The sequence below is a fragment of the Micromonospora sp. ATLC16 genome, assembly GCF_057196645.1.
The window spans coordinates 82,421-101,149 of the sequence record NZ_JBXUOW010000004.1 but is presented as its reverse complement, the minus strand read 5'-3'; the positions used below and the strand labels follow the sequence as shown (position 1 = coordinate 101,149).

Here is an 18,729-nt window from a genome sequence, read left to right as displayed (position 1 = left end):
GGTGACGTTAGGAGGCGCGAGCGGCACTGAGGTGAATGCCGGGCTGCGATCAGGCGTACAGCGGCGGTCCTCGGGTGGCCCATCCGGCCGACACGGCGGGCGACGTCGCTAGGGTCGCTGCAGGTGACGCACGGCGTGGTGCGGCGGAGGGACGGTGCGGTGGTGGACGCGGACCTGGTGGTCGAGGTCACGGATGCGGTGGCCACGATGGTGATCCACGACCCGGGGCCGACCTCGAAGCAGCCAGCGAAGCTCGGGCCAGCGGGAGGGGCCGGCGGGCGCGGCGCCAGTGTGCAACGCCGCCCCCTGTGCCCGCCGGCCGGCCCGGATCTGGTGAATCCCGCAACGGCGGTTGACCTTGCATGATCACGGTAGGTGTGGGCGAGGTGAGGCGGCAACGCATTTTCGATGGCCGGTTCGGCACTGAACGCCGCCCCTGAGGTCAGCGTCGGGCGAGCAGACCACGCGGCCGGATCGAGTGGAGCGGCTCGGCGGCACCGCCCGCGGCGCGCAGGATGTGGTTTGCCGCGAGGATGCCGGTGGCCGCCGCCCGTTCCATCAGTGCGCTGGGGAAGTCGGTGCCGACGCCGTCGCCGGCCAGGTAGAGGCCGGCGGCGTCGGTGCGCACCCCCGGGCGTCCCGCGTGGCTGCCCGGCGTGAAGGCCGGCGCCTTCGCCTCGACCCGGGCGCGCAGTTCCCGTACCCGTAGTCGGTTCGTCTCCGGCCAGAGCACGGCCAGCTCGGCGCGCATCTGTTCGGCCAGCTCGGTGGCGGGCACGTCCGGCTCGCAGGCGTACGCGTGCAACTCGATCACCGAGCCGCCGGTGCGCTCGGCCCAGTGGCGGGACTCGCGCTCCAGCCGGTGGTACAGCGTCACCGAGTCCAACGTGGCCTGTCGGGACACCCCACTGAAGATTGCCCGCCCGGGGTCGACGTCCCCGTCGCACCAGTAGCGGGCGACCGCGTACGGCGGGCCGGGCCGGCCGTACGCGGGCATCGCCGCCGCCAGCCCCGGGGCCTGCTCGGCCAGCGACGGCGAGCCCTCGACCAGGGCGGCGAGTGCGGGCGGGTCGACGGCGAGCACGACGTGTCCGGCGCGGTGCGTGCGGTGCGTGCCGTGCACCTGCCAGCCGTCGGGATCGCGGTGCAGACCGGTGACCGGTTCCCCGGTGCGGATCCGGCCGCCGTGCCGCTCGACGTGCCGGGCCAACGGCCCCCAGATCGACGTCGCGTAGTCCTCGTCGGGGCAGTCGAAGGTCAGCCCTTCCGGATTGCCGAGCAGATAGAAGTGGAACTGCGCGATCATCTCGGCGGCCGACATCTCCGCTTCGTGGTTGAAGAACGAGTGGGAGAAGACCTCGAAGAGCATCGCCCTGGCCCGGTCGGGCAGGCGCAACGAGTCGAGCAGCTCGTCGGCGGTGGTGTGGTCGAACTCGGCGTAGGTGCGTACCGGGTCGTACGTCAGCAGGGGCAGGGCCGCGTCCCGGTCCATCCCCCGCAGGTCCCGCAGGCGCAGGCTGGGGCTGCGGGCGAGCAGGGTGAGCAGGTTCGCCGGCGGCGCGGGGGGCAGCCGCCCGAACTCCTCGGTCGGCCACTCGGCGCTGAGCACCGGATAGCCGGGGACGGCCCGCAGAAAACGCAGCGCCGGGTCGACCCGGCGCAGGATGTTCCGCCAGTTGTAGTACTGCCGGAAGAAGGCGTGGAAGCCGTGTTCGTTGACCTGGCCGGTGCCGTCGGCGAGGGTTTCCGGCCAGGCGCCGAGCCGGCCGCCGAGGGTGGGTGCGGCCTCCAGCACGGTCACCGCGACGCCGCGTTCGGCGAGCACCACCGCCGCGGACATGCCGGCGATGCCGCCGCCGACGACCACGGCGGTGACCGGATGCGGCACGCGGGGGGCACCACCTCCGCCGGGGTCGACCCGGTGCCGGCGTACGCCGATGAACCGTCCGGCCAACTGCGACAGCGTCACGCGAACCTCCCTGGTCGACACTGCACAGTGTGCGCTGCCGTTCACCCTGCGCAGCGACGGGGGCGGTCGGAGCTCGGCCAGACGTAGTCCAGGTCGTCGGGGATGTCGTCGCCGAAGATGGGGCGGTAGTGCGCCGGGTCCTTGCGGAGCAGCGACGAACGGTGGCTCAGGTGGACGTCGGTCCGGCCGAGCCACGGTGGCAGCTCCCCGGCGAGGGCGAGTTCCTGCTGGTTACGGACCTGCTCGACGCCGCAGGCGGCGGCCAGGTCGACGGTCAACGTGGTGGCGCAGGTGTCGGCCCGGCCGGCCGCGCACCAGACGGAACAGATGTCCAGCCCGTACCGGGTCAGGGCCTCCTCGTACCCGGCCCACATCTTCACCGCCGGGTGGTTGCGCCAGCCGTACATGGGCCAGGTCAGCCCGCGTAGCACCTGGATCGCCTCCACCCGCTGCTTGCCGAGCCGTCGTTGGTCCAGCGCCCGGGCGCTGGCCAGAAAGTCCGGGTACGGCAGGAAGGTCTGCATGCCGCTGCCCTACCCGCCGCCAGGCAGGACATGCCGCGTCGGGGTCGCCACGATCATGACGGGCTGCGCGGGCTGCGACCGGCTGACTACCATGCGGGGCATGGCGGAGCCGCTGCTCGATCGGGCCCTGCGGGCCAGCCGCCGGTTGCGGGTCAACGGCGAGTCCCGGGCGCACTACGTGATCTGTGGGCAGGATCCGCTCGCCTACTGGGTGGTGCGGACGATGCTGACCGGCGAGACACAGTCCGGCCGGGTGCGGATCACCCTGATCGTGCCGGAGCGTCGGCGTTCTCCCGGGCCGGACGGCCGTGACCTGCCGGGCATCGAGGTGATCCGGGCCGACCGGCTGGACGAGGTCACCTTCCGCCGGGCAGGGCTGGCCGATGCCGCGGGGCTGGCCCTGCTGCACCAGGACGACGTGGGCAACATGCACGCCGCGCTCTGCGCACAGGAGGTGGAGCCTCGACTGCGCCTGGTGGTGCGGATGTTCAACACCGGCCTGGCCAACGGCGTACGACAGATCTTTCCCGACTCGGCGGTGCTCTCGGACGCCTCGATGGCCGCGCCGGCCTTCGTGGCCGCCGCGCTCGGCGAGATCGCGCCGACGCACTTCCGGCACGGCGGGCGCACCCTCTACGTGGCCCGCCGCGACGACGTACGCCCGAGCGAGATCGTCTGCGGGGTGGCCGACACCCGCGACGCCCAGCAGGATCTGGTGCTGCCGGCCGACGACCGGGGCGCCGACGTGGTGCTCGCCGAGGCGGTTGGCCGGCCGGCCGGCACCGAGCTGGCCGCGCGGCGGCTGGTCCGGGCACGGCGGCGGCGTCGGCCGGTGGCGGTGGTGCTCCGGGCGATCCGCAGCTTCGCCACCCGGAAGATCGGAATCGCGGTGCTGGTGCTGCTCGCCATGGTGGCCGCCCTGGGCGGGCTGTACGCCAACGCGGCGCACGTCGGATGGGGTGACGCGCTCTACCTGACGCTCGTAACCACCCTGACCGGGCAGGATCCGGACACCGCCAAGTCGGCCGCCGAGCAGGTCATGCAGGTGGTGCTGAACCTCGCCGGGCTGGCGCTGATTCCGCTGATCACGGCGGTGGTGGTCGACGGGGTGGTGAACGCCGGACTGGCCCTGCACACCGGGCGGATCCTGCCCGAGCGCTCCGGGCACGTCGTGGTGGTCGGGCTCGGCAACATCGGCACCCGGGTGATGGCCCAGCTCAACGACTTCGGCGTCGAGGTGGTGGCGATCGACAAGAGCGCCGACGCGCGCGGTGCCGGGCTGGCCCGGCGGCTCGGCGTACCGCTGGTGGTGGGTGACGCGGCGCAGGAGGAGACGCTGCGGGCCGTCTCGGTGGCGACCTGCCAGGCGCTGGTGGTGGTCTCCACCGACGACGGGGCAAACCTGCGGGCCGCCCTGAACGCCCGTGCCCTCGACGACCAACTCCGCGTGGTGCTGCGACTCTTCGACGGCGACTTCGCCGAACGTGTCCAGCGGGCCTTCGGCATCGGCACCTCGCGCAGCGTCTCCTACCTGGCGGCACCGTCGTTCGCCGCCGCCCTGCTGGACCGGGCGATGATCGCCACCATCCCGGTGGGCCGGCACGCGTTGCTGGTCACCGAGGTTCCGGTGGCCGCCGGTTCGGACCTGGACGGTCGTACGCTCGCCACCGTCGGGCGGGCCGGCAGCGTACGTCTGCTCGCCCACGCCCGGGCGGGACAGCGCCTGGACTGGTCGCCGGACCCGCGCATGGTGATCATGGCTGGTGACCGGCTGACCGTGGTGGCCCGTCGGGCCGCTCTGAACGCGTTGCTCCGCGAGGTCGCGCCACCCGAGCCGGCACCGCCGTCCGGCACACCGGTGCCGCGCGAGGCGACGGAGTGACGCCCAGCTGACTTCCAAGGTGGTGTGGAAGTCGTGGGAATCCGGCACAGGTCATCCCCGGGAGACGGAGTGACCCTGTCAGCGGCGGGCTGACCGGAGGGCGTACCAGGCGCCGCCGAGGGCGAGCACGCCGAGACCGGCGAGCACGCTGGACAGCGGCAGGTTGACGGCGAGCAGCACGCAGCCGACCAGCCCCGCCACCGCTAGTGCCTGCACCGGCAGTCTCCGCTCCGGTTCCCGTCCCAGGGTCAAGGCCGCCGCGTTGGTGATGGCGTAGTAGACAAGCACCGTGCAGGCGGAGAAGCCGATCGCTCCGCGCACGTCGCCGAGCACCACGACCAGGATCACCACGGCGGCCACCGCCAGCTCGGCCCGGTGCGGCACCTGGCGCCGGGGATGCACCGCGGCCAGCCCGGCGGGCAGGTCCCGGTGGCGAGCCATCGCCAGCGTGGTGCGACCGACCCCGGCCAGCAGGGAGAGCAGCACGCCGGTCACCGCGATCGTCGCGCCGGCCCGGACCACCCACTCCAAGCCGGGCAGCCCGACCGCACCCACCACGTCGGCCAGGGGCGCGGCGGAGGCGGCCAGCCGGTCCGCGCCGAGGACGCCGACGGCGACGACCCCCAGGACCAGGTAGATCACCAGCACCAGACCGAGCGCCAACGGCACCGCCCGGGGAATGGTGCGCTGCGGATCGCGTACCTCCTCGCCGAGGGTGGCGATCCGGGCGTACCCGGCGAAGGCGAAGAAGAGCAGCCCGGCAGCGGTGAACACGCCGCGGATAGTGCCGCCGGGCTGGCCGATCCGGTCGACGGAGATGCTCGTCGCGCCGGCCACCGCGACGAGCGCGAGCACGGCGAGCACCAGGACCACCAGGATTCGGGTGGCGGCGGCGGTCTTGCCGATGCCGCGCAGGTTCACCGCCGTCACGGCGACCACCGCCAGCACCGCGACGAGCCGGGCCTGTCCCGGCCAGAGGTACGCCCCGATGGTCAGCGCCATCGCCGCGCAGCTGGCCGTCTTGCCGATCACGAAACCCCAGCCGGCGAGGAACCCGGCGAACGGGTTCAGCCGCTCCCGACCGTAGACGTAGGTGCCGCCGGACTCGGGATAGCGGGCGGCCAGCCGGGCGGAACTTGTCGCGTTGCAGAACGCGATGACCCCGGCCAGGGCCAGGGCGACAAGCAGGCCGGTGCCACCGGCTGCCGCCGCGGCGGGAGCGAAGACCACGAAGATGCCCGCGCCGAGCATCGACCCGAGACCGATGACGACGGCGTCCGGCACCCCCAGCCGACGCGCGAGTCGGTCCACGGCGGCACCCTACCGGTACCGGATGAACGGCCCGTCCCACTGCCGAAGGGGACCGGGCAGCGGCAGCTCGTCCCAGGGCACCCGGTGCAGCAGCCGGTCCAGCAGCAACCCCAGCAGCAGCCCGGCCACCGAGTCGGTAAGCCAGTGCCAGCCCAGATACGTGGTGGTGCACAGCACCACGGTCGGTGGCACGATCCGCACCAGGAGCACCAACCGAGGGGGTACGGCCCGGCCGATGCTGGCCAGCAGCGGGACGAGCAGCAGCGCGAGCACGCCGTACCAGACGATCGCGTTGGCGACGTGCCCGGACGGGTAGGACTGGGCGAACCGCACCGGCAACTCGTCCTGGAAGAGCGGGAGCGTCTGCTCCGGCGGCAGGAACGGCTCCTTGACGCTGGCGCTCGGCGCGGGCCGGGCCGTCCAGACCTTCAGCGGGCCGATCGTCAGGTTGGTGAGGACGAAGGCCGCCACGGGGACGAGCAGCGGGCGCACGGACCGCAGCCGGACCGCGAGCAGCACTCCCAGCCCGGCCGCGATCAGCGTCAGCGGGGTGCCCTGGCCGAGGTAGTTGAGCACGACCGCGATCCATCGGGCGGCCGTGGGCCGGTGCGCGTCGGCCCAGTCCGCCACCGCGCGGTCGATCCCGAAGAACCAGTCGGCGGCGAGGGCGGCGGTCAGGCCGGTGAGAGCGGCGAGCAGCAGAGCGTCGAACCACCAGCCGGCCGGGCGTACCGGTGCCGGGCGGATTCTCCGGCGTACCGATGTCGTCTCCCGCACCCCGATCACGCTACCGGCCCGCGCGACGCCTCCGGTGGACGGCGACTGTGGGGCGAGCCACGAAGGGAGGCGTTCCGGCGGAGGAAACGTCAAACTTGACGCCGTGCGGATCACCTCGGCCCTCGTCGACCCGGCGTTGCTCGACCTTCCCTGGTCGACCCCGCTGGAGCAGTGGCCAGCCGAGCACCTGGTCGCGCTGCCGCAGGGCATCTCCCGGCACGTGGTGCGGTTCGTGCAGTTGGGTGGGTACGTCTACGCGGTGAAGGAGACCGGCGAGCGGGTGGCCGAGCGGGAGTACGACCTGCTGCGTGCCCTGGAACGGATCGACTTTCCGTCGGTGCAGGCGGTGGCGATCGTCGCCGACCGGGAGTCCGACGCGGGTGAGCCGCTGGACCCGGTACTGATCACCCGTCATCTCCAGTTCTCCCTGCCGTACCGGGCGCTCTTCTCCCACACGCTGCGGCCACCGACGATGGGACGACTGCTCGACGCGCTCGCCGCGCTGCTGGTCCGGATGCATCTGACCGGCTTCTTCTGGGGCGACTGTTCGCTGTCGAACACGCTGTTCCGGCGGGACGCGGGTGCCTTCGCCGCGTACCTGGTCGACGCCGAGACCGGCGCGCTGCGCAGCGCGCTCTCCAACGGCCAGCGTGGCGAGGATCTGGAGATCGCCCGGGTCAACATTTTCGGCGAGGCGCTCGACCTTCAGGCGGCCGGCCTGCTGCACGACTCGATCGACCCCGAGGTGGTCTGCGAGGAGGTGGTGCAGCGCTACGAGCGGCTCTGGCACGAGATCACCTACGAGCAGCAGGTCGAGCGCGCGGCCCGGCACGACATCGAGGGGCGCATCCGCCGGCTCAACGAGCTGGGCTTCGACGTGGCGGAGGTGGCCATGTCGAGCATCGACAACGGCCGGTACCTGATCCGACCGAAGGTGGTCGACGCCGGGTACCACCATCGTCGGCTGCTCCGCCTCACCGGGCTGGACGCCGAGGAGAACCAGGCCCGCAAGCTGCTCAACGACCTCGACGCGTACCGGGCGGAGAGCGATCTGACCGACGAGCAGCAGGCCGCGCACCGCTGGCTGACCGAGGTGTTCGAGCCGGTGGTGCGGGCGGTACCGGCACACCTGCGGCGCAAGCTGGAGCCGCAGGAACTGTTCGCCCAGATCATCGAGCACAAGTGGCTGCTCTCCGAACAGGCGGGTCGGGACGTGGGGATGCGTCACGCGGTGCAGTCATTCCTGTCGGACGTGCTGGTGCACCGCCCCGACGAGCAGGCCGTCCTCGGCGTGGAGATCCCCGCGGGCTGACCTGGCGGCTGCCGGATCACTCCACCCAGGCGCCGGCCCGCATCACCCGGACGATCTCCAGGTCGTCGTTGAGCACCACCAGGTCGGCGCGGAGCCCGGTCTGGAGAGTGCCCACCTCGTCGCCGAGGCCGACGGCGAGGGCCGGCGTGGTGGACGCCATCCGTACCGCGTCGGGGACCGAGACCCCGGCGGCGACCGCACGACGCAGCGCCGCGTCCATGGTCAGCGTGCTCCCCGCGATCACCCCGTCGCGGGAGAGCCGGGCCACCCCGTCGGTCACGGTCACCGTCTGGCCGCCCAGCTCGTACTCGCCGTCCGGCATTCCGGCGGCGGCCATCGCGTCGGTGACCAGCGCACAGCGTTCCGGTCCGGCGGTGGAGGTGGCGAAGGTGAGCGTCCCCTCGTGCAGGTGCACCCCGTCGGCGACCAGCTCGCAGATCACGTTCGGCGCGCCGAGCAGCGCCACCACCGGGCCGGGGTCGCGGTGGTGGACCGGGCGCATCCCGTTGAACAGGTGGGTGCCGACGGTCGCGCCCGCCGCCACGGCGGCGCGGGTCTGGTCGTACGTTCCGTCGGTGTGGCCGACGGCGGCCACCACCCCGTGCCGGGTGAGCAGTTCCACGGCCTCCAGCGCGCCCGAACGCTCGGGGGCGAGAGTGACCATCCGGACCGCACCGTCACCGATCTTGATGAGTTCGGTCAGCTCCTCGATGGACGGGTCCCGCAGGAACTCCGGGTTCTGCGCGCCGCACCGGGCGGCGGAGAGGTAGGGCCCCTCGAAGTGGATGCCGCCCAGCACGCCGTCGCGGACCAGCGGCGCGAAGGCGGCGGTGGCCGAGCGCATCAGCTCGAACGGGGAGCTGACCAGGCTGGCCAGCAGGCTGGTGGTGCCATGTTCCAGGTGGAACGCGGCAGCGGCCCGTGCCTGGTCGGCGTCGCCGGTGGTGAAGGTGTGCCCGCCGCCGCCATGGCTGTGGATGTCCACGAACCCGGGCACGATCCAGTGCCCGTCGCGCACCGACGGGTACTCGGCGACCGCACTGATCCGGTCACCTCTGACCTCGACGCATCCCTGCCAGATCACCCCGCCGGGGGTCACCACCTTGCCGTTCACCCGTACGGTCATGGCGTCTCCATCTGGTCGAGGGCGAGCAGGGCGGCGCCGAGGCAGCCCGCCTCGTCGCCGAGGACGGCCGGGACCAGTTGCGGCTCCCGGTGGAAGGTCAGCCGGTCCCGCAGCGCGGCACGCAGCGGGTCGAACAGTCCGGCGCCGGCCTGGGCCAGGCCGCCGCCCAGGACGATGGTTGCCACGTCGTACAGAGCCTGGGCGGTGGCGAGGCCGTCGGCGAGTGCATCGACAGCCTCTCGCCAGACCTGGGCGGCCAGTTCCTCGCCGGCCGCGGCTCGAGACGCCACCTGGGCGGCGGTCACCATGGTTCGCCCCGGGTCCGGTCCGACGGCGAACCCATCGCCCGACGTGCTACCGGTGCGCGGGGTCGTGGCCGTGCTGGTGGTGTCGGCGGCCCTGCCGGTGGCGGTGAGCTCGGCGTAGCGGCGGGCGACGGCCGAGGCGGAGGCGACGGCCTCCAGGCAGCCCGGCCGTCCGCAGCCGCAGACCGGTCCGTCGGGACGGACCAGGATGTGACCGAGTTCCCCGGCGGCGCCGTGCGCCCCGGTGGCGGTCGAGCCGGCCACCACGTGCGCGGCGGCGATGCCGGTGCCGATCGCCACGAAAAGCACGTGCCCGGCGTTTCGGCCGGCACCCAACCGCGCCTCGGCGAGGCCACCGGCGCGCACGTCGTGGCCGAGCGCCGTGGGTAGCCCGAGCCTCGCGGACGCCAGCTCGCGCAGCGGTACGTCCCGAAAGCCGACGTTCGCCGACCAGACCGCGACCCCGCGCGCCTCGTCCACGACGCCTGGCACCACGATGCCGAGCGCGGTCGGTGTGAGCCCGTCCGCGCGCGCCTTGCCGGCCAGCCCCTCGGCCACCGTGAGGATCGTCTCGACCACGGCGTCGGGTCCGCGCGCGGCGTCGGTGGGGTGTCGTTCGGCGTACCGTACGGCACCGTCCACGCCGACCAGCGCGCACTTCATCCCGGTGCCACCCACGTCCAACGCGACGGCAACATCTTCGATCACGTGAGTACCACGGACCGGCTCAGGTGCCGGGGCGCGTCGGCGTCGAGGCCGCGACTGGAGGCCAGCGCGACGGCGAAGCGCTGGGCCAGGATCAGGTCGGCCATCGGGTCCACCGGGGTGCGCCCGGCAGCCCATCGGCCGAGCGCCGTGCGGTAGCCGTGGGTGCGGCTGTGTGCGAAGGATGCGCCGGTGGCCGCGACGTCCTCGGGCAGTCCGTCGGGCAACTCGCCGAAGGCCCAGACCAGCCGGCCGGGAGCGGCCACCGAGATGGGGCCGTGCCGGTAGTCCATCGCGGGGTACGCCTCGGCCCAGAAGGTCGCCGCCTCGCGGCACTTCAGCGCGGCCTCCTGGGCCAGCCCGATCGTCCAGCCCTTACCGAGGAAGGTGGCCTGCTCGATCAGGCTCGGGTCGATCGGCAGTGGGGCCCGGACGGCGACCTCCGCGTCGGCGACCAGCGCGGTCATGTTGTCACCGAGGTGAGCGCGGAGCAGCGCCAGCGCGGTGGTGGCGAAGCGGGTCTGCACCACGGAACGTTCGTCGGCGAACGGCAGGGTGACGGCGGCGTCTGCGCTCTCCACCACCGGCGAGCCGGGATCGCCGACCAGCGCCGTGGTCGGTGTCCGGCCGCGCAGCGTGGCGAGCAGGTCCAGCACCTCCGTGGTGGTGCCGGAGCGGGTGATCGCCAACAGCCGGTCGTAGCGGCGGCCGACGGGGAACTCGCTGGCCTGGAAGGCGTCGGTCTCGCCCTGGCCGGCCGCCTCGCGGCGGGCCGCGTACGCCATGGCCATGAACCACGACGTGCCGCAGCCGACGACGGCGACCCGCTCGCCGGGGCGGGGGAGGCGATCGAGCATCGCCGGGGCCAGCTCGCTCGCCTGGCGCCAGCAATCCGGCTGGCTCGCGATCTCCGCGTGGACGTACGCCATGAGAACTCCTCGCAGGGCAGAGCCTTGCGCATTACGGCTCGTTAATCCCGTCTTTCGCGCGCCATTCTGCGTGAAACTTACCGGAAATGGCAACCACGGGTCCGATCGCGCAGAGGTGGTTTTTGCCTCTTCGTAGTTTCGAGCACTACTGTGCACGCAACCAATCACCGATCGTGCAGACGGGAGCCCGGGGTGGACCGCTACGCGAGATGGAACGCCCTGCTCGAAATGCTCACCGACTCGGGCCGGGTCACCGTGGAGGAGGCCGCCGAGCGGCTCGACGTCTCGCAGGCGACCATCCGGCGCGACTTCGACCAACTCGCACAACAGCAGATGATCACGCGTACCCGGGGTGGGGCGGTCGCCAACGGGGTCTCGTATGACCTGCCGCTGCGCTACAAGACCGCCAAGCACTCGGCGGAGAAGCAGCGCATCGGGGCGGCGGCGGCCGCGCTCGTCTCACCCGGCACGGTGGTCGGCCTCAACGGCGGCACCACCAGCACCGAGGTGGCCCGGGCGCTGGCGGTGCGTCCGGACCTCAACACCAACGCCGAGGGTGCGCAGCTGACCGTGGTCACCAACGCCCTGAACATCGCCAACGAGCTGCTCGTCCGGTCCCGGATGAAGGTGGTGGTGGCCGGCGGCGTGGTGCGGCCCAAGTCCTTCGAACTGGTCGGCCCGCTGGGCGGGGCGCTGCTGCGTGAGGTCACCCTGGACGTGGCGCTGCTCGGGGTGGACGCCATCGATCCGCTGCTCGGTGCGGCGGCCCATCACGAGGGTGAGGCGGCGATGAACAACCTCATGGTGGCGCGGGCCAAGCGGGTCGTGATCATTGCGGACTCGTCCAAGCTGGGCGGTCACGCCTTCGCGCGCATCTGCCCGGTCGACCGGGTCGAGACGCTGGTCACCGATTCCGGGGCCGCGCCCGAGGTGGTCGACGCCTTCCGCGCCGCCGGGGTCCACGTCATCTGCGCCTGAGCGCTCCGGCCCGAAGGTCGGCGTGGTGGCATTGCCCGCGACTGCATACCGCGTATGGTGTGGTCGTGCCCACACATCAACGGGGGAGGTGCAGCTTGCCAGCTGTCCTGGAAATCGAAGGTCTACGAAAGACGTACCGAAGTCGACGCCGTGGCACCCGCAACGCCCTGGACGGCTTCGACATGCGGGTCGACGCGGGCCAGGTGCACGGCTTCCTCGGTCCCAACGGGTCCGGCAAGACCACCACGCTGCGTACGCTGCTCGGCCTGATCCGGCCGGACGGCGGCCGGATGGCGATCCTCGGGCACGAGGTGCCCGGGACGCTGGACCGGGTCGCCCCGCAGGTCGGCGCGATCGTGGAGAGCCCGCAGTTCTTCCCGCACTTCACTGCCCGGGACACCCTGTCGTTGCTGGCGGGTGCCGGCGACCTGCCCGAGCAGCGGGTCGACGAGGTGCTGGAGCTGGTCGGTCTACGCGACCGGGCCGGTGAGCGGATCAAGACGTACTCGCTCGGCATGAAGCAGCGGCTCGCGGTCGCCTCGGCGCTGCTCAAGAATCCGCGGCTGCTGATCCTGGACGAGCCGGCCAACGGTCTCGACCCGGGCGGCATCCGGGAGATGCGCACGCTGATGCGCGACCTCTCCGAGAACGGCATGACGGTGGTGCTGTCCAGCCACATTCTCGGCGAGATCCAGCTGATCTGCGACTCGGTCACCATCATCTCGTCGGGCCGGCGGGTCGCCTTCGGCCCGGTCGACGAGGTGCTGGCCCAGCACTCCTCCGGCGCGGTCCGGGTGCGGCTGGAGGCGGTCACCGATCTTCCGGTCGCCGCCACGGCGCTGACCAGGGCGGGCGTACGCGTCACCAGCAACGACGACCACCTGATGCTCGCCGGAGTGGACAAGCCGGCCACGGTCACCCGACTGCTGGCCGAACAGGGCCTCTACGTCAGCGAACTCGCGCCGATCGCGGTCGACCTGGAGAGCGTCTTCCTGGAACTGACCGCCACCGCGCCGGTACCCGGCCAGCACCGGCAGGTCGACCAGTCCGTACGAGTCGACGGGACGGCGCCGTCCGCGCCGGCCGGAGGAGGTTGGGGCGCGTGAGTCTCTTCCGTACCGAACTACGCCGGCTGGGCAAGCGGCGTTTCGCCCGTTGGATGACCGCCGGTGGCCTGCTGGTGCTGGTCCTGGTGGTGGCCGGCATGTTCCTCAGCAACCAGAAGATCGGCCCGGACCAGCTCGCTGAGGCGCGGCGGGCCGCCGACCAGCAGCATCAGGATCAGATCCGCTGGGCCGAGCAGGAACGCACGGACTGTGAGCGGGCCAAGGCGGCGGGTGAGAACGTCGACTACTACCCGGACGACTGTGCCGAGATCACGCCGCCGCCTCGGGAGTCGATCGAGGAGCAGTGGTTCCTGCCCTCGACCTTCGACTTCCGGAAGAGCTTCGGGGAAATGCTGATCCCGCTCGCCGGGATCCTGGCCCTGGTCGGGTTCGTCGTCGGTGCCTCGTTCGTGGGTGCCGAGTGGAACACCGGCGGGATGATGAACCTGCTGCTCTGGCGGCCGAAGCGGCTGACCGTCCTGCTGACCAAGCTGGGCGCGTTGCTCACCGGGCTGCTCGCGTTGGCGCTGCCCGCCACGGCGGCCTGGTTCGGCAGCATGTGGCTGGTCGCCAACCTGCGCGGCACCACCGAGGGGATGACCTCCGGCGCCTGGCAGTCGTTCCTCATCGGCGGGCTGCGCGGCATCGTGCTGGCACTGGTCGCGGCGACGGTGGGCTTCGCCCTGGCCTCGCTCGGCCGACACACCGCGATGGCGCTCGGCGGGGCGATCGCGGTCATGGTGGTCGGCCAGCTCGGGCTCGGCATCGTGCTCTCCATGGCGCAGGTGCGTTTCCCCGAGGCGTGGCTGCTGCCCACCTACGCCATCGCCTGGATGACCAAGCAGGTCACGCTCCGGGACTGGCAGTCGTGCAACGCCACCTACACCGGTCAGTGCGAGCCGGCCACCCTGGACATCACCTGGCAGCACTCGTCGGTGCTGTTCGCCGTCGGGATCGTGCTCTTCCTCGGCGCGGCGTTGTGGACGATGCGTCGGCGCGACATCACCTGAGCCGGCCGGTGGCGGACCGTCCTCGCCGGTGCGGTGCGCCACTGCCCACGCTTCGTCACTTTCAGTAACGTTCCTGTCGGCAGGATAGCTTTGGCGAGTTGCTCCGGCCGCCGAGCGGCACTCGGGCCGTCCGCCCTGCCCCGCGATGGTGCCGCGGTCCGGCCGGATGCGGCAGGTGCTGGCCCTCGTTAGGCTGATGGGCCAGGTTGGCGTTGCCGTGCCGGCCGCCCCGGATGAGGAGCACGATGCAGCCCGCCGATCCCACCCCGGCAGCGCAGACCGGTCCGGACGCCGTAACGGTGCCACCGCCGAGATCCGCCCCCGAGGTCGAGTCGACGTCGCAGGACAGCCCCTCCGCCGCCGCGTCGCCGGAAGCTGGGGAATCCCCCGTCGGGTCGGGTGCCGCTGCGGGCGGGGAGGCGTCTCCGGCCGGCAGGCTCGACGAGCGGGAACGGGAGATGCTCGCCTTCGAGCGGCAGTGGTGGCGGCACGCCGGTGCCAAGGAGCAGGCCATCCGCGACCGGTTCGGGCTCTCGGCCACCCGCTACTACCAACTGTTGAACGCGTTGCTGGACAATCCGGCGGCCCTGGCCGCCGACCCGGTGCTGGTGGGCCGGCTGCTGCGGCTGCGTGCCTCCAGGACCCGCAACCGCCGCCGCTGACGGGGCCGGCAACACCGTCGGCCGCCGATCAGCGACGTGCCCACCTCGTGCCGTATGACAAACGAGTGTCGTCCGGCGTGAGGTGGGTAGCCGGGGCGCGGGGAGGTGGCGATGAGCAGTGGGGGCCCCAGACGGCCGGGACGAACGGCGCATCCGGACATCGACGTGCCCGAGGCGGCCCCGGACGAGCGTCGGCGGGGCGCGGTGGTCGGGACCGCAAGCACCATGCGGGTACGATCCGCGTCCGCCCCACCACCCGGTCGGGTCGTCAACGAAGACCTGGTGTTCCGGTTCGGGCCGCTTGTCGGAGTGCTGGACGGCGCGACCGTGCCGGAGGGTTTCGACACCGGCTGCGTGCACGGGCCGCAGTGGTACGTCCGGCACCTCGCCGCCCGGCTCGGCCTGGCGGAGGCCGCCCGCCCGGCCGCGACGCTGGTGAGCAACCTGGCCGCGGCGATCCTCGCGGTCCGTTCCGACCACGGTGAGCAGTGCGACCTCGACCACCCCGGCACCCCGTCGAGCACGGTGTGCCTGCTCCGCGACGGCGGCGACCAGGTCGACTATCTCGTGCTCTGTGACAGCCCGCTGGTGCTCGACACCGGTGTTCGGGTCGACGTGGTGGTCGACGATCGGCTGGCCGTCTCGGCGGCCGACGTGCGCGAGACCGCCGACCTGTTGCCCGAGCCGGCCGACTGGGCCACCCGGTTCCGGCGCGCTGTGACGGTGCAGCGGGAGCGGATGAACCGTACCCACGGTTATTGGGTCGCCGCCGCCGAACCGGACGCGGCCTACCAGGCGGTGGTCGGGACGGTGCCTCGGCACGGGTCGGCGGCGCTGCGTCGCGCCGTGCTGCTCTCCGACGGTGCCTCCGCCGCCGTCGAGGAATTCGGGCTGCTCGACTGGCCCGGCCTGTTGGACGTGGTGGCTATGGAGGGTCCGGACGCACTTATCGACCGGGTACGTGCCGCCGAACGGGACCATCCCGACCGGCGACGCCGGCACAAGGCGGCCGACGACGCCTCCGCCGTCTACTGCGAGTTCGGCCGGCCGGACGATCGCGGAGAGTGACCCGGGAGGTGATTCGACCCGACCGGTCGGTCCGTTCCACCGGAGGGGCCGGTCGTTGCCAACCGGGTGGACGCGCGGCGCCCGGCGCGGAAGACTGCGGCACGTGACTGGTGCGGTCCGGTTGGAGCCGGTGGACGAGCGGAACCTCGAACCGTTGCTCTCCGTGGCGGCGGCCGAGGCGGAGCCGGCCGACGTGATGCCGCCGGTGGAGGCGCCGGCCGGCTGGTCGCACGCGCGGCGGGAAGCCTTCCGCGAGTTCCACCGGGCCCGCTTCGATGGCCTCAACGGCCCAGAGCAGACGCAGATGTACGTCATTCTGGCCGGCGGCGAGGTGGTCGGAATGATCCGGATGACCCGCAGCGGCGAACCGGGCACGGTCGAGACCGGCATGTGGCTCGGTCAGTCCGCCCGCGGTCAGGGGCTCGGGCCAACCGCGTTGCGCGAGTTGCTCGACCTCGCGGCGGCAGCCGGAATGCGACGCGTCGTGGCGGAAACGACCACAGACAATCGGGGTGCTGTCTCCCTGCTCGAAAAATGTGGTGCAGAATTGCGCGAGGATCGCGGTGCAGTGCGGGCTGAAATATGTCTCGACTCTCCTCCCACTGCATTCTGACATCAGTATCGCATTCTTTTTACTTTGGTGTTCTCGCTGCTCAGTACCCTAGATCTACTGTCCTGGGTCGGCGGATTGCGACCTGGTACCACCATCGCAAGAACCGGCTTGGTGGCCGTTGTCGTGCCACTCGACACTACGACGCCTCGGTCAGCCGCGCTGGTCGGCGTACGCGGCCAGCCAGGCGACCTGGGCCGGGTCCAGGGACGGGCGAACGCGGGACCGGGCCGCCGCGACGTGTTCGGCGGTGACCGTGGAGGCGGTCAGCGACTCGCGCATCGCGGCCAGTGCGGCCTCCCGGACCAGCGCCGCGCAGTCGGCGGCCGAAAATCGGTCCAACTCCGTGCCCAGTGCGGGCAGGTCGACGCCCTCGGCGAGGGGCACGTTGCGTGATGCGGCGCGCAGGATCTCGGTCCGGGCCTCGGCGTCCGGTGGCGGCACGTAGACCAGCCGTTCCAGCCGCCCCGGGCGCAACAGTGCCGGGTCGACCAGGTCGGGACGGTTCGTCGCGCCGACCACCACCACGTTGCGCAGCGTCTCCACCCCGTCCAGCTCGGTCAGCAACGCGGCCACCACCCGGTCGGCGGTGCCGCCGTCGGTGGCCTGGCCGCGTACCGGGGCGAGGGCGTCCACCTCGTCGAGGAAGACCAGCGTCGGGGCGGCCTCCCGGGCGCGGCGGAACAGTTCCCGTACCGCGCGTTCGCTCTCGCCGACCCACTTGGACAGCAGCTCCGCGCCCTTGACCGAGAGCACGTTCGCCCGGCCGGTCCCGGCCAGCGCGGTCACCAGGTAGGTCTTGCCGCAGCCCGGCGGACCGTAGAGCAGCACCCCGCGCGGCGGCTGCACGCCGAGCCGGGCGAAGGTGTCCGGGTAGGTCAGCGGCCACAGCACCGACTCGGTAAGCGTCTGCTTGACCTGCACCAGGTCACCGACGTCATCGAGAGTCACCCGGGCGAGTTCGAGGGTGGCTGCGGCCATGGTGGTCGGCCGTACCACCTCCAGGGCGGCGGTGAAGTCCGCCATCAGCACCGTGGGCGTCTGCGCCGACTTCTGCCGCAGCGCCGCGCGTACGCCGGCCTCGCGGACCAGCGCGGCCAGGTCGGCGGCGACGAAACCGGGGGTACGCGTGGCGACCTCGTCCAGCCGTACGTCGTCGGCGAGCGGCACCGGACGGGTCAGCACGGTGAGCTGCTCGCGGCGCAGGGCGGCGTCGGGCAACGGTACGTCGATCCGCAAGGAGAGCAGGTCCGGGGCGCGTAGGGCCGGGTCGACCGCCTCCGGCCGGCTGCTGGTGCCGACCACCGCCGCTCCCGCCTGTACGAGCTGCGCCACGCACTGCCGGAACACGGTCGCCACCGGTCCGGGAGCTTCTACCGGGGCCACCGCCTCCACGTCCGTGACCAGTAGCACGGCCGGCCCGCCGGCCAGCGCCTCGGCCGTCACCGCCCGGAGCCGGGCCGCGGCCGACTCGTTTGTCAACGCCGCGACCTCCGGCGCCCAGAGCGGATGCACCCGGGCACCGACCTGGGCGGCCACCGCCCGCACCAGGGCCGCCTTGCCGGAGCCGGTCGGCCCGCTCACCAGCACCCCCAGCAGCACGGTGGTACTCAGCCGGCTGAGCACCTCCCGGTGGTGGAAACCGAGGTCGAGCAGCTCGGTCAGCTCCTCGGCCTGGGCGCGCAGGCCGGGCAACTCGTCTACCGACGCCACGTCCTGCCCGCTCGACTCGTCGGCCCGAGCGGCGTCGATGTTCGGCCCCACACCGGTCCGCAGGGCGTCTCCGCCCGGCACCTTGGCCCGGGTACTGCTGCCACCCGTACCGGTGCCGCCGTGGCTGGCTGGGCCGTGCTCCCAGCCCACCAGGGTGTCCATGGTGACCAGCGCGCCGGGATCCGGTTCGGCGGCCAGCACCCGCAGCAGGGTGCTCGTCCAGGCGTAGCCGACCCGGATGGAGAGGCTGCGCCGCGCCGCCTCGACCAGGGTGCGCGTCGAGGCGTCCGGCAGCACGTCCTGGGGCAGCAGGGACACGTCGTCCCCGGTGGTGACCACCTTGCCGAGCAGTGCCAGCCGCAGCATCTCGGGGGAGACCACCGCGACGACCTCGGCCGGCCCGGCGAGCAGCACCCGACGGGCCGGGGTGACCGGAGTCGGACTCAGTTTCACCTGCGCGCCGTCGCGTACGCCGAGGTTGCCCAGCATCAGGTCGTCGGCGTACAGCAGGGCCGCGCCGGCGGTGCCCTCGGCCGCCGCGACGAGACCGGCGGTCACCCGCCGCCCCGCGAGCCGGACCGGGTCACCCGGGCGCAGCGCGAGGGCGGTGAGCGCCTCCGGGTGCAGCCGGACGATGCCCCGCCGGGCGTCCAGCGCAGCTGGCCGCAGGCTCGCGATCAGGGTCAGCTCGGGTTCGCCCACCGCCCGACCCTAGCGTGTGTGTCGAAGCCCCTGGCCAGCC

Annotated in this window: 17 protein-coding genes; 9 read left to right on the top strand and 8 right to left on the bottom strand. The window is 72.5% G+C overall.

Annotated elements, in window-relative coordinates; genetic code table 11:
- Nucleotides 1-123 precede the first annotated feature (123 nt).
- Nucleotides 124-366: a hypothetical protein gene (locus AC2CHE_RS03255; protein WP_484503379.1), complete on the top strand. Its 243-nt coding sequence runs from the start codon at nt 124-126 to the stop codon at nt 364-366.
- A 76-nt stretch (nt 367-442) separates the two neighbouring features.
- On the opposite strand, the gene AC2CHE_RS03250 is transcribed toward AC2CHE_RS03255, so the two are convergent.
- Nucleotides 443-1,969, bottom strand: a complete 1,527-nt coding sequence (locus tag AC2CHE_RS03250; protein ID WP_484503378.1) for a hydroxysqualene dehydroxylase — start codon at nt 1,967-1,969, stop codon at nt 443-445.
- A gap of 41 nt (nt 1,970-2,010) precedes the next feature.
- Nucleotides 2,011-2,493 (bottom strand): MSMEG_6728 family protein, encoded by a 483-nt coding sequence (locus AC2CHE_RS03245; RefSeq protein WP_484503377.1) that lies wholly within the window; start codon nt 2,491-2,493, stop codon nt 2,011-2,013.
- Between the two features lie 91 nt (nt 2,494-2,584).
- Between AC2CHE_RS03245 and AC2CHE_RS03240 the strand changes: the two genes are divergently transcribed.
- Entirely contained in the window at nt 2,585-4,375 is a 1,791-nt protein-coding gene (locus tag AC2CHE_RS03240) for a potassium channel family protein (protein ID WP_484503376.1), read from the top strand.
- Nucleotides 4,376-4,453: 78 nt separating this feature from the next.
- On the opposite strand, the gene AC2CHE_RS03235 is transcribed toward AC2CHE_RS03240, so the two are convergent.
- Entirely contained in the window at nt 4,454-5,686 is a 1,233-nt protein-coding gene (locus tag AC2CHE_RS03235; protein ID WP_484503375.1) for an APC family permease, read from the bottom strand.
- A 9-nt stretch (nt 5,687-5,695) separates the two neighbouring features.
- Nucleotides 5,696-6,463 (bottom strand): phosphatase PAP2 family protein, encoded by a 768-nt coding sequence (locus AC2CHE_RS03230; RefSeq protein ID WP_484503374.1) that lies wholly within the window; start codon nt 6,461-6,463, stop codon nt 5,696-5,698.
- Between the two features lie 103 nt (nt 6,464-6,566).
- Here AC2CHE_RS03230 and AC2CHE_RS03225 point away from each other — a divergent pair, with 103 nt between their 5' ends.
- Nucleotides 6,567-7,775 (top strand): DUF4032 domain-containing protein, encoded by a 1,209-nt coding sequence (locus AC2CHE_RS03225; RefSeq protein ID WP_484503373.1) that lies wholly within the window; start codon nt 6,567-6,569, stop codon nt 7,773-7,775.
- A 16-nt stretch (nt 7,776-7,791) separates the two neighbouring features.
- Here the strand turns inward: AC2CHE_RS03225 and nagA are convergent, their stop codons facing one another.
- From nagA to AC2CHE_RS03210, 3 genes are read right to left on the bottom strand one after another with little or no spacing between them, the layout of a single operon-like run.
- On the bottom strand, nt 7,792-8,901 hold the full coding sequence (nagA, locus tag AC2CHE_RS03220; RefSeq protein ID WP_484503372.1) for an N-acetylglucosamine-6-phosphate deacetylase: 1,110 nt from the start codon (nt 8,899-8,901) through the stop codon (nt 7,792-7,794).
- Nucleotides 8,898-9,869 carry an ROK family protein gene (locus AC2CHE_RS03215; RefSeq protein ID WP_484503423.1) on the bottom strand — a complete coding sequence of 324 codons (972 nt, stop codon included), beginning with the start codon at nt 9,867-9,869 and terminating at the stop codon, nt 8,898-8,900. The genes nagA and AC2CHE_RS03215 overlap by 4 nt, the downstream gene beginning before the upstream one ends.
- Before the next feature lie 41 nt (nt 9,870-9,910).
- Entirely contained in the window at nt 9,911-10,840 is a 930-nt protein-coding gene (locus AC2CHE_RS03210) for an SIS domain-containing protein (protein WP_484503371.1), read from the bottom strand.
- A gap of 192 nt (nt 10,841-11,032) precedes the next feature.
- Here AC2CHE_RS03210 and AC2CHE_RS03205 point away from each other — a divergent pair, with 192 nt between their 5' ends.
- The 6 genes from AC2CHE_RS03205 (at nt 11,033) to AC2CHE_RS03180 (ending at nt 16,277) form a co-directional block, all read left to right on the top strand.
- Entirely contained in the window at nt 11,033-11,818 is a 786-nt protein-coding gene (locus AC2CHE_RS03205; protein ID WP_093403331.1) for a DeoR/GlpR family DNA-binding transcription regulator, read from the top strand.
- Nucleotides 11,819-11,913: 95 nt separating this feature from the next.
- Complete coding sequence (locus AC2CHE_RS03200; protein WP_484503370.1) at nt 11,914-12,924, top strand: ATP-binding cassette domain-containing protein; 1,011 nt, start codon at nt 11,914-11,916, stop codon at nt 12,922-12,924.
- Nucleotides 12,921-13,934 (top strand): ABC transporter permease subunit, encoded by a 1,014-nt coding sequence (locus AC2CHE_RS03195; RefSeq protein WP_484503369.1) that lies wholly within the window; start codon nt 12,921-12,923, stop codon nt 13,932-13,934. The genes AC2CHE_RS03200 and AC2CHE_RS03195 overlap by 4 nt, the downstream gene beginning before the upstream one ends.
- Nucleotides 13,935-14,179: 245 nt before the next feature.
- A complete protein-coding gene (locus tag AC2CHE_RS03190; protein ID WP_484503368.1) occupies nt 14,180-14,596 on the top strand; it encodes a DUF3263 domain-containing protein in 417 nt (138 codons plus the stop codon).
- A 111-nt stretch (nt 14,597-14,707) separates the two neighbouring features.
- A complete protein-coding gene (locus tag AC2CHE_RS03185) occupies nt 14,708-15,664 on the top strand; it encodes a hypothetical protein (RefSeq protein ID WP_484503367.1) in 957 nt (318 codons plus the stop codon).
- A gap of 103 nt (nt 15,665-15,767) precedes the next feature.
- On the top strand, nt 15,768-16,277 hold the full coding sequence (locus AC2CHE_RS03180) for a GNAT family N-acetyltransferase (protein ID WP_484503366.1): 510 nt from the start codon (nt 15,768-15,770) through the stop codon (nt 16,275-16,277).
- Between the two features lie 150 nt (nt 16,278-16,427).
- Here the strand turns inward: AC2CHE_RS03180 and AC2CHE_RS03175 are convergent, their stop codons facing one another.
- Nucleotides 16,428-18,689 (bottom strand): AAA family ATPase, encoded by a 2,262-nt coding sequence (locus AC2CHE_RS03175; RefSeq protein ID WP_484503365.1) that lies wholly within the window; start codon nt 18,687-18,689, stop codon nt 16,428-16,430.
- Nucleotides 18,690-18,729 lie beyond the last annotated feature (40 nt).

Coding starts and splice junctions, on each gene's coding strand:
- AC2CHE_RS03245 (WP_484503377.1), bottom strand. CDS start 2,493: ATGCAGACCTTCCTGCCGTACCCGGACTTTCTGGCCAGCGCCCGGGCG.
- AC2CHE_RS03215 (WP_484503423.1), bottom strand. CDS start 9,869: ATGAAGTGCGCGCTGGTCGGCGTGGACGGTGCCGTACGGTACGCCGAA.
- AC2CHE_RS03240 (WP_484503376.1), top strand. CDS start 2,585: ATGCGGGGCATGGCGGAGCCGCTGCTCGATCGGGCCCTGCGGGCCAGC.
- AC2CHE_RS03190 (WP_484503368.1), top strand. CDS start 14,180: ATGCAGCCCGCCGATCCCACCCCGGCAGCGCAGACCGGTCCGGACGCC.
- nagA (WP_484503372.1), bottom strand. CDS start 8,901: ATGACCGTACGGGTGAACGGCAAGGTGGTGACCCCCGGCGGGGTGATC.
- AC2CHE_RS03185 (WP_484503367.1), top strand. CDS start 14,708: ATGAGCAGTGGGGGCCCCAGACGGCCGGGACGAACGGCGCATCCGGAC.
- AC2CHE_RS03210 (WP_484503371.1), bottom strand. CDS start 10,840: ATGGCGTACGTCCACGCGGAGATCGCGAGCCAGCCGGATTGCTGGCGC.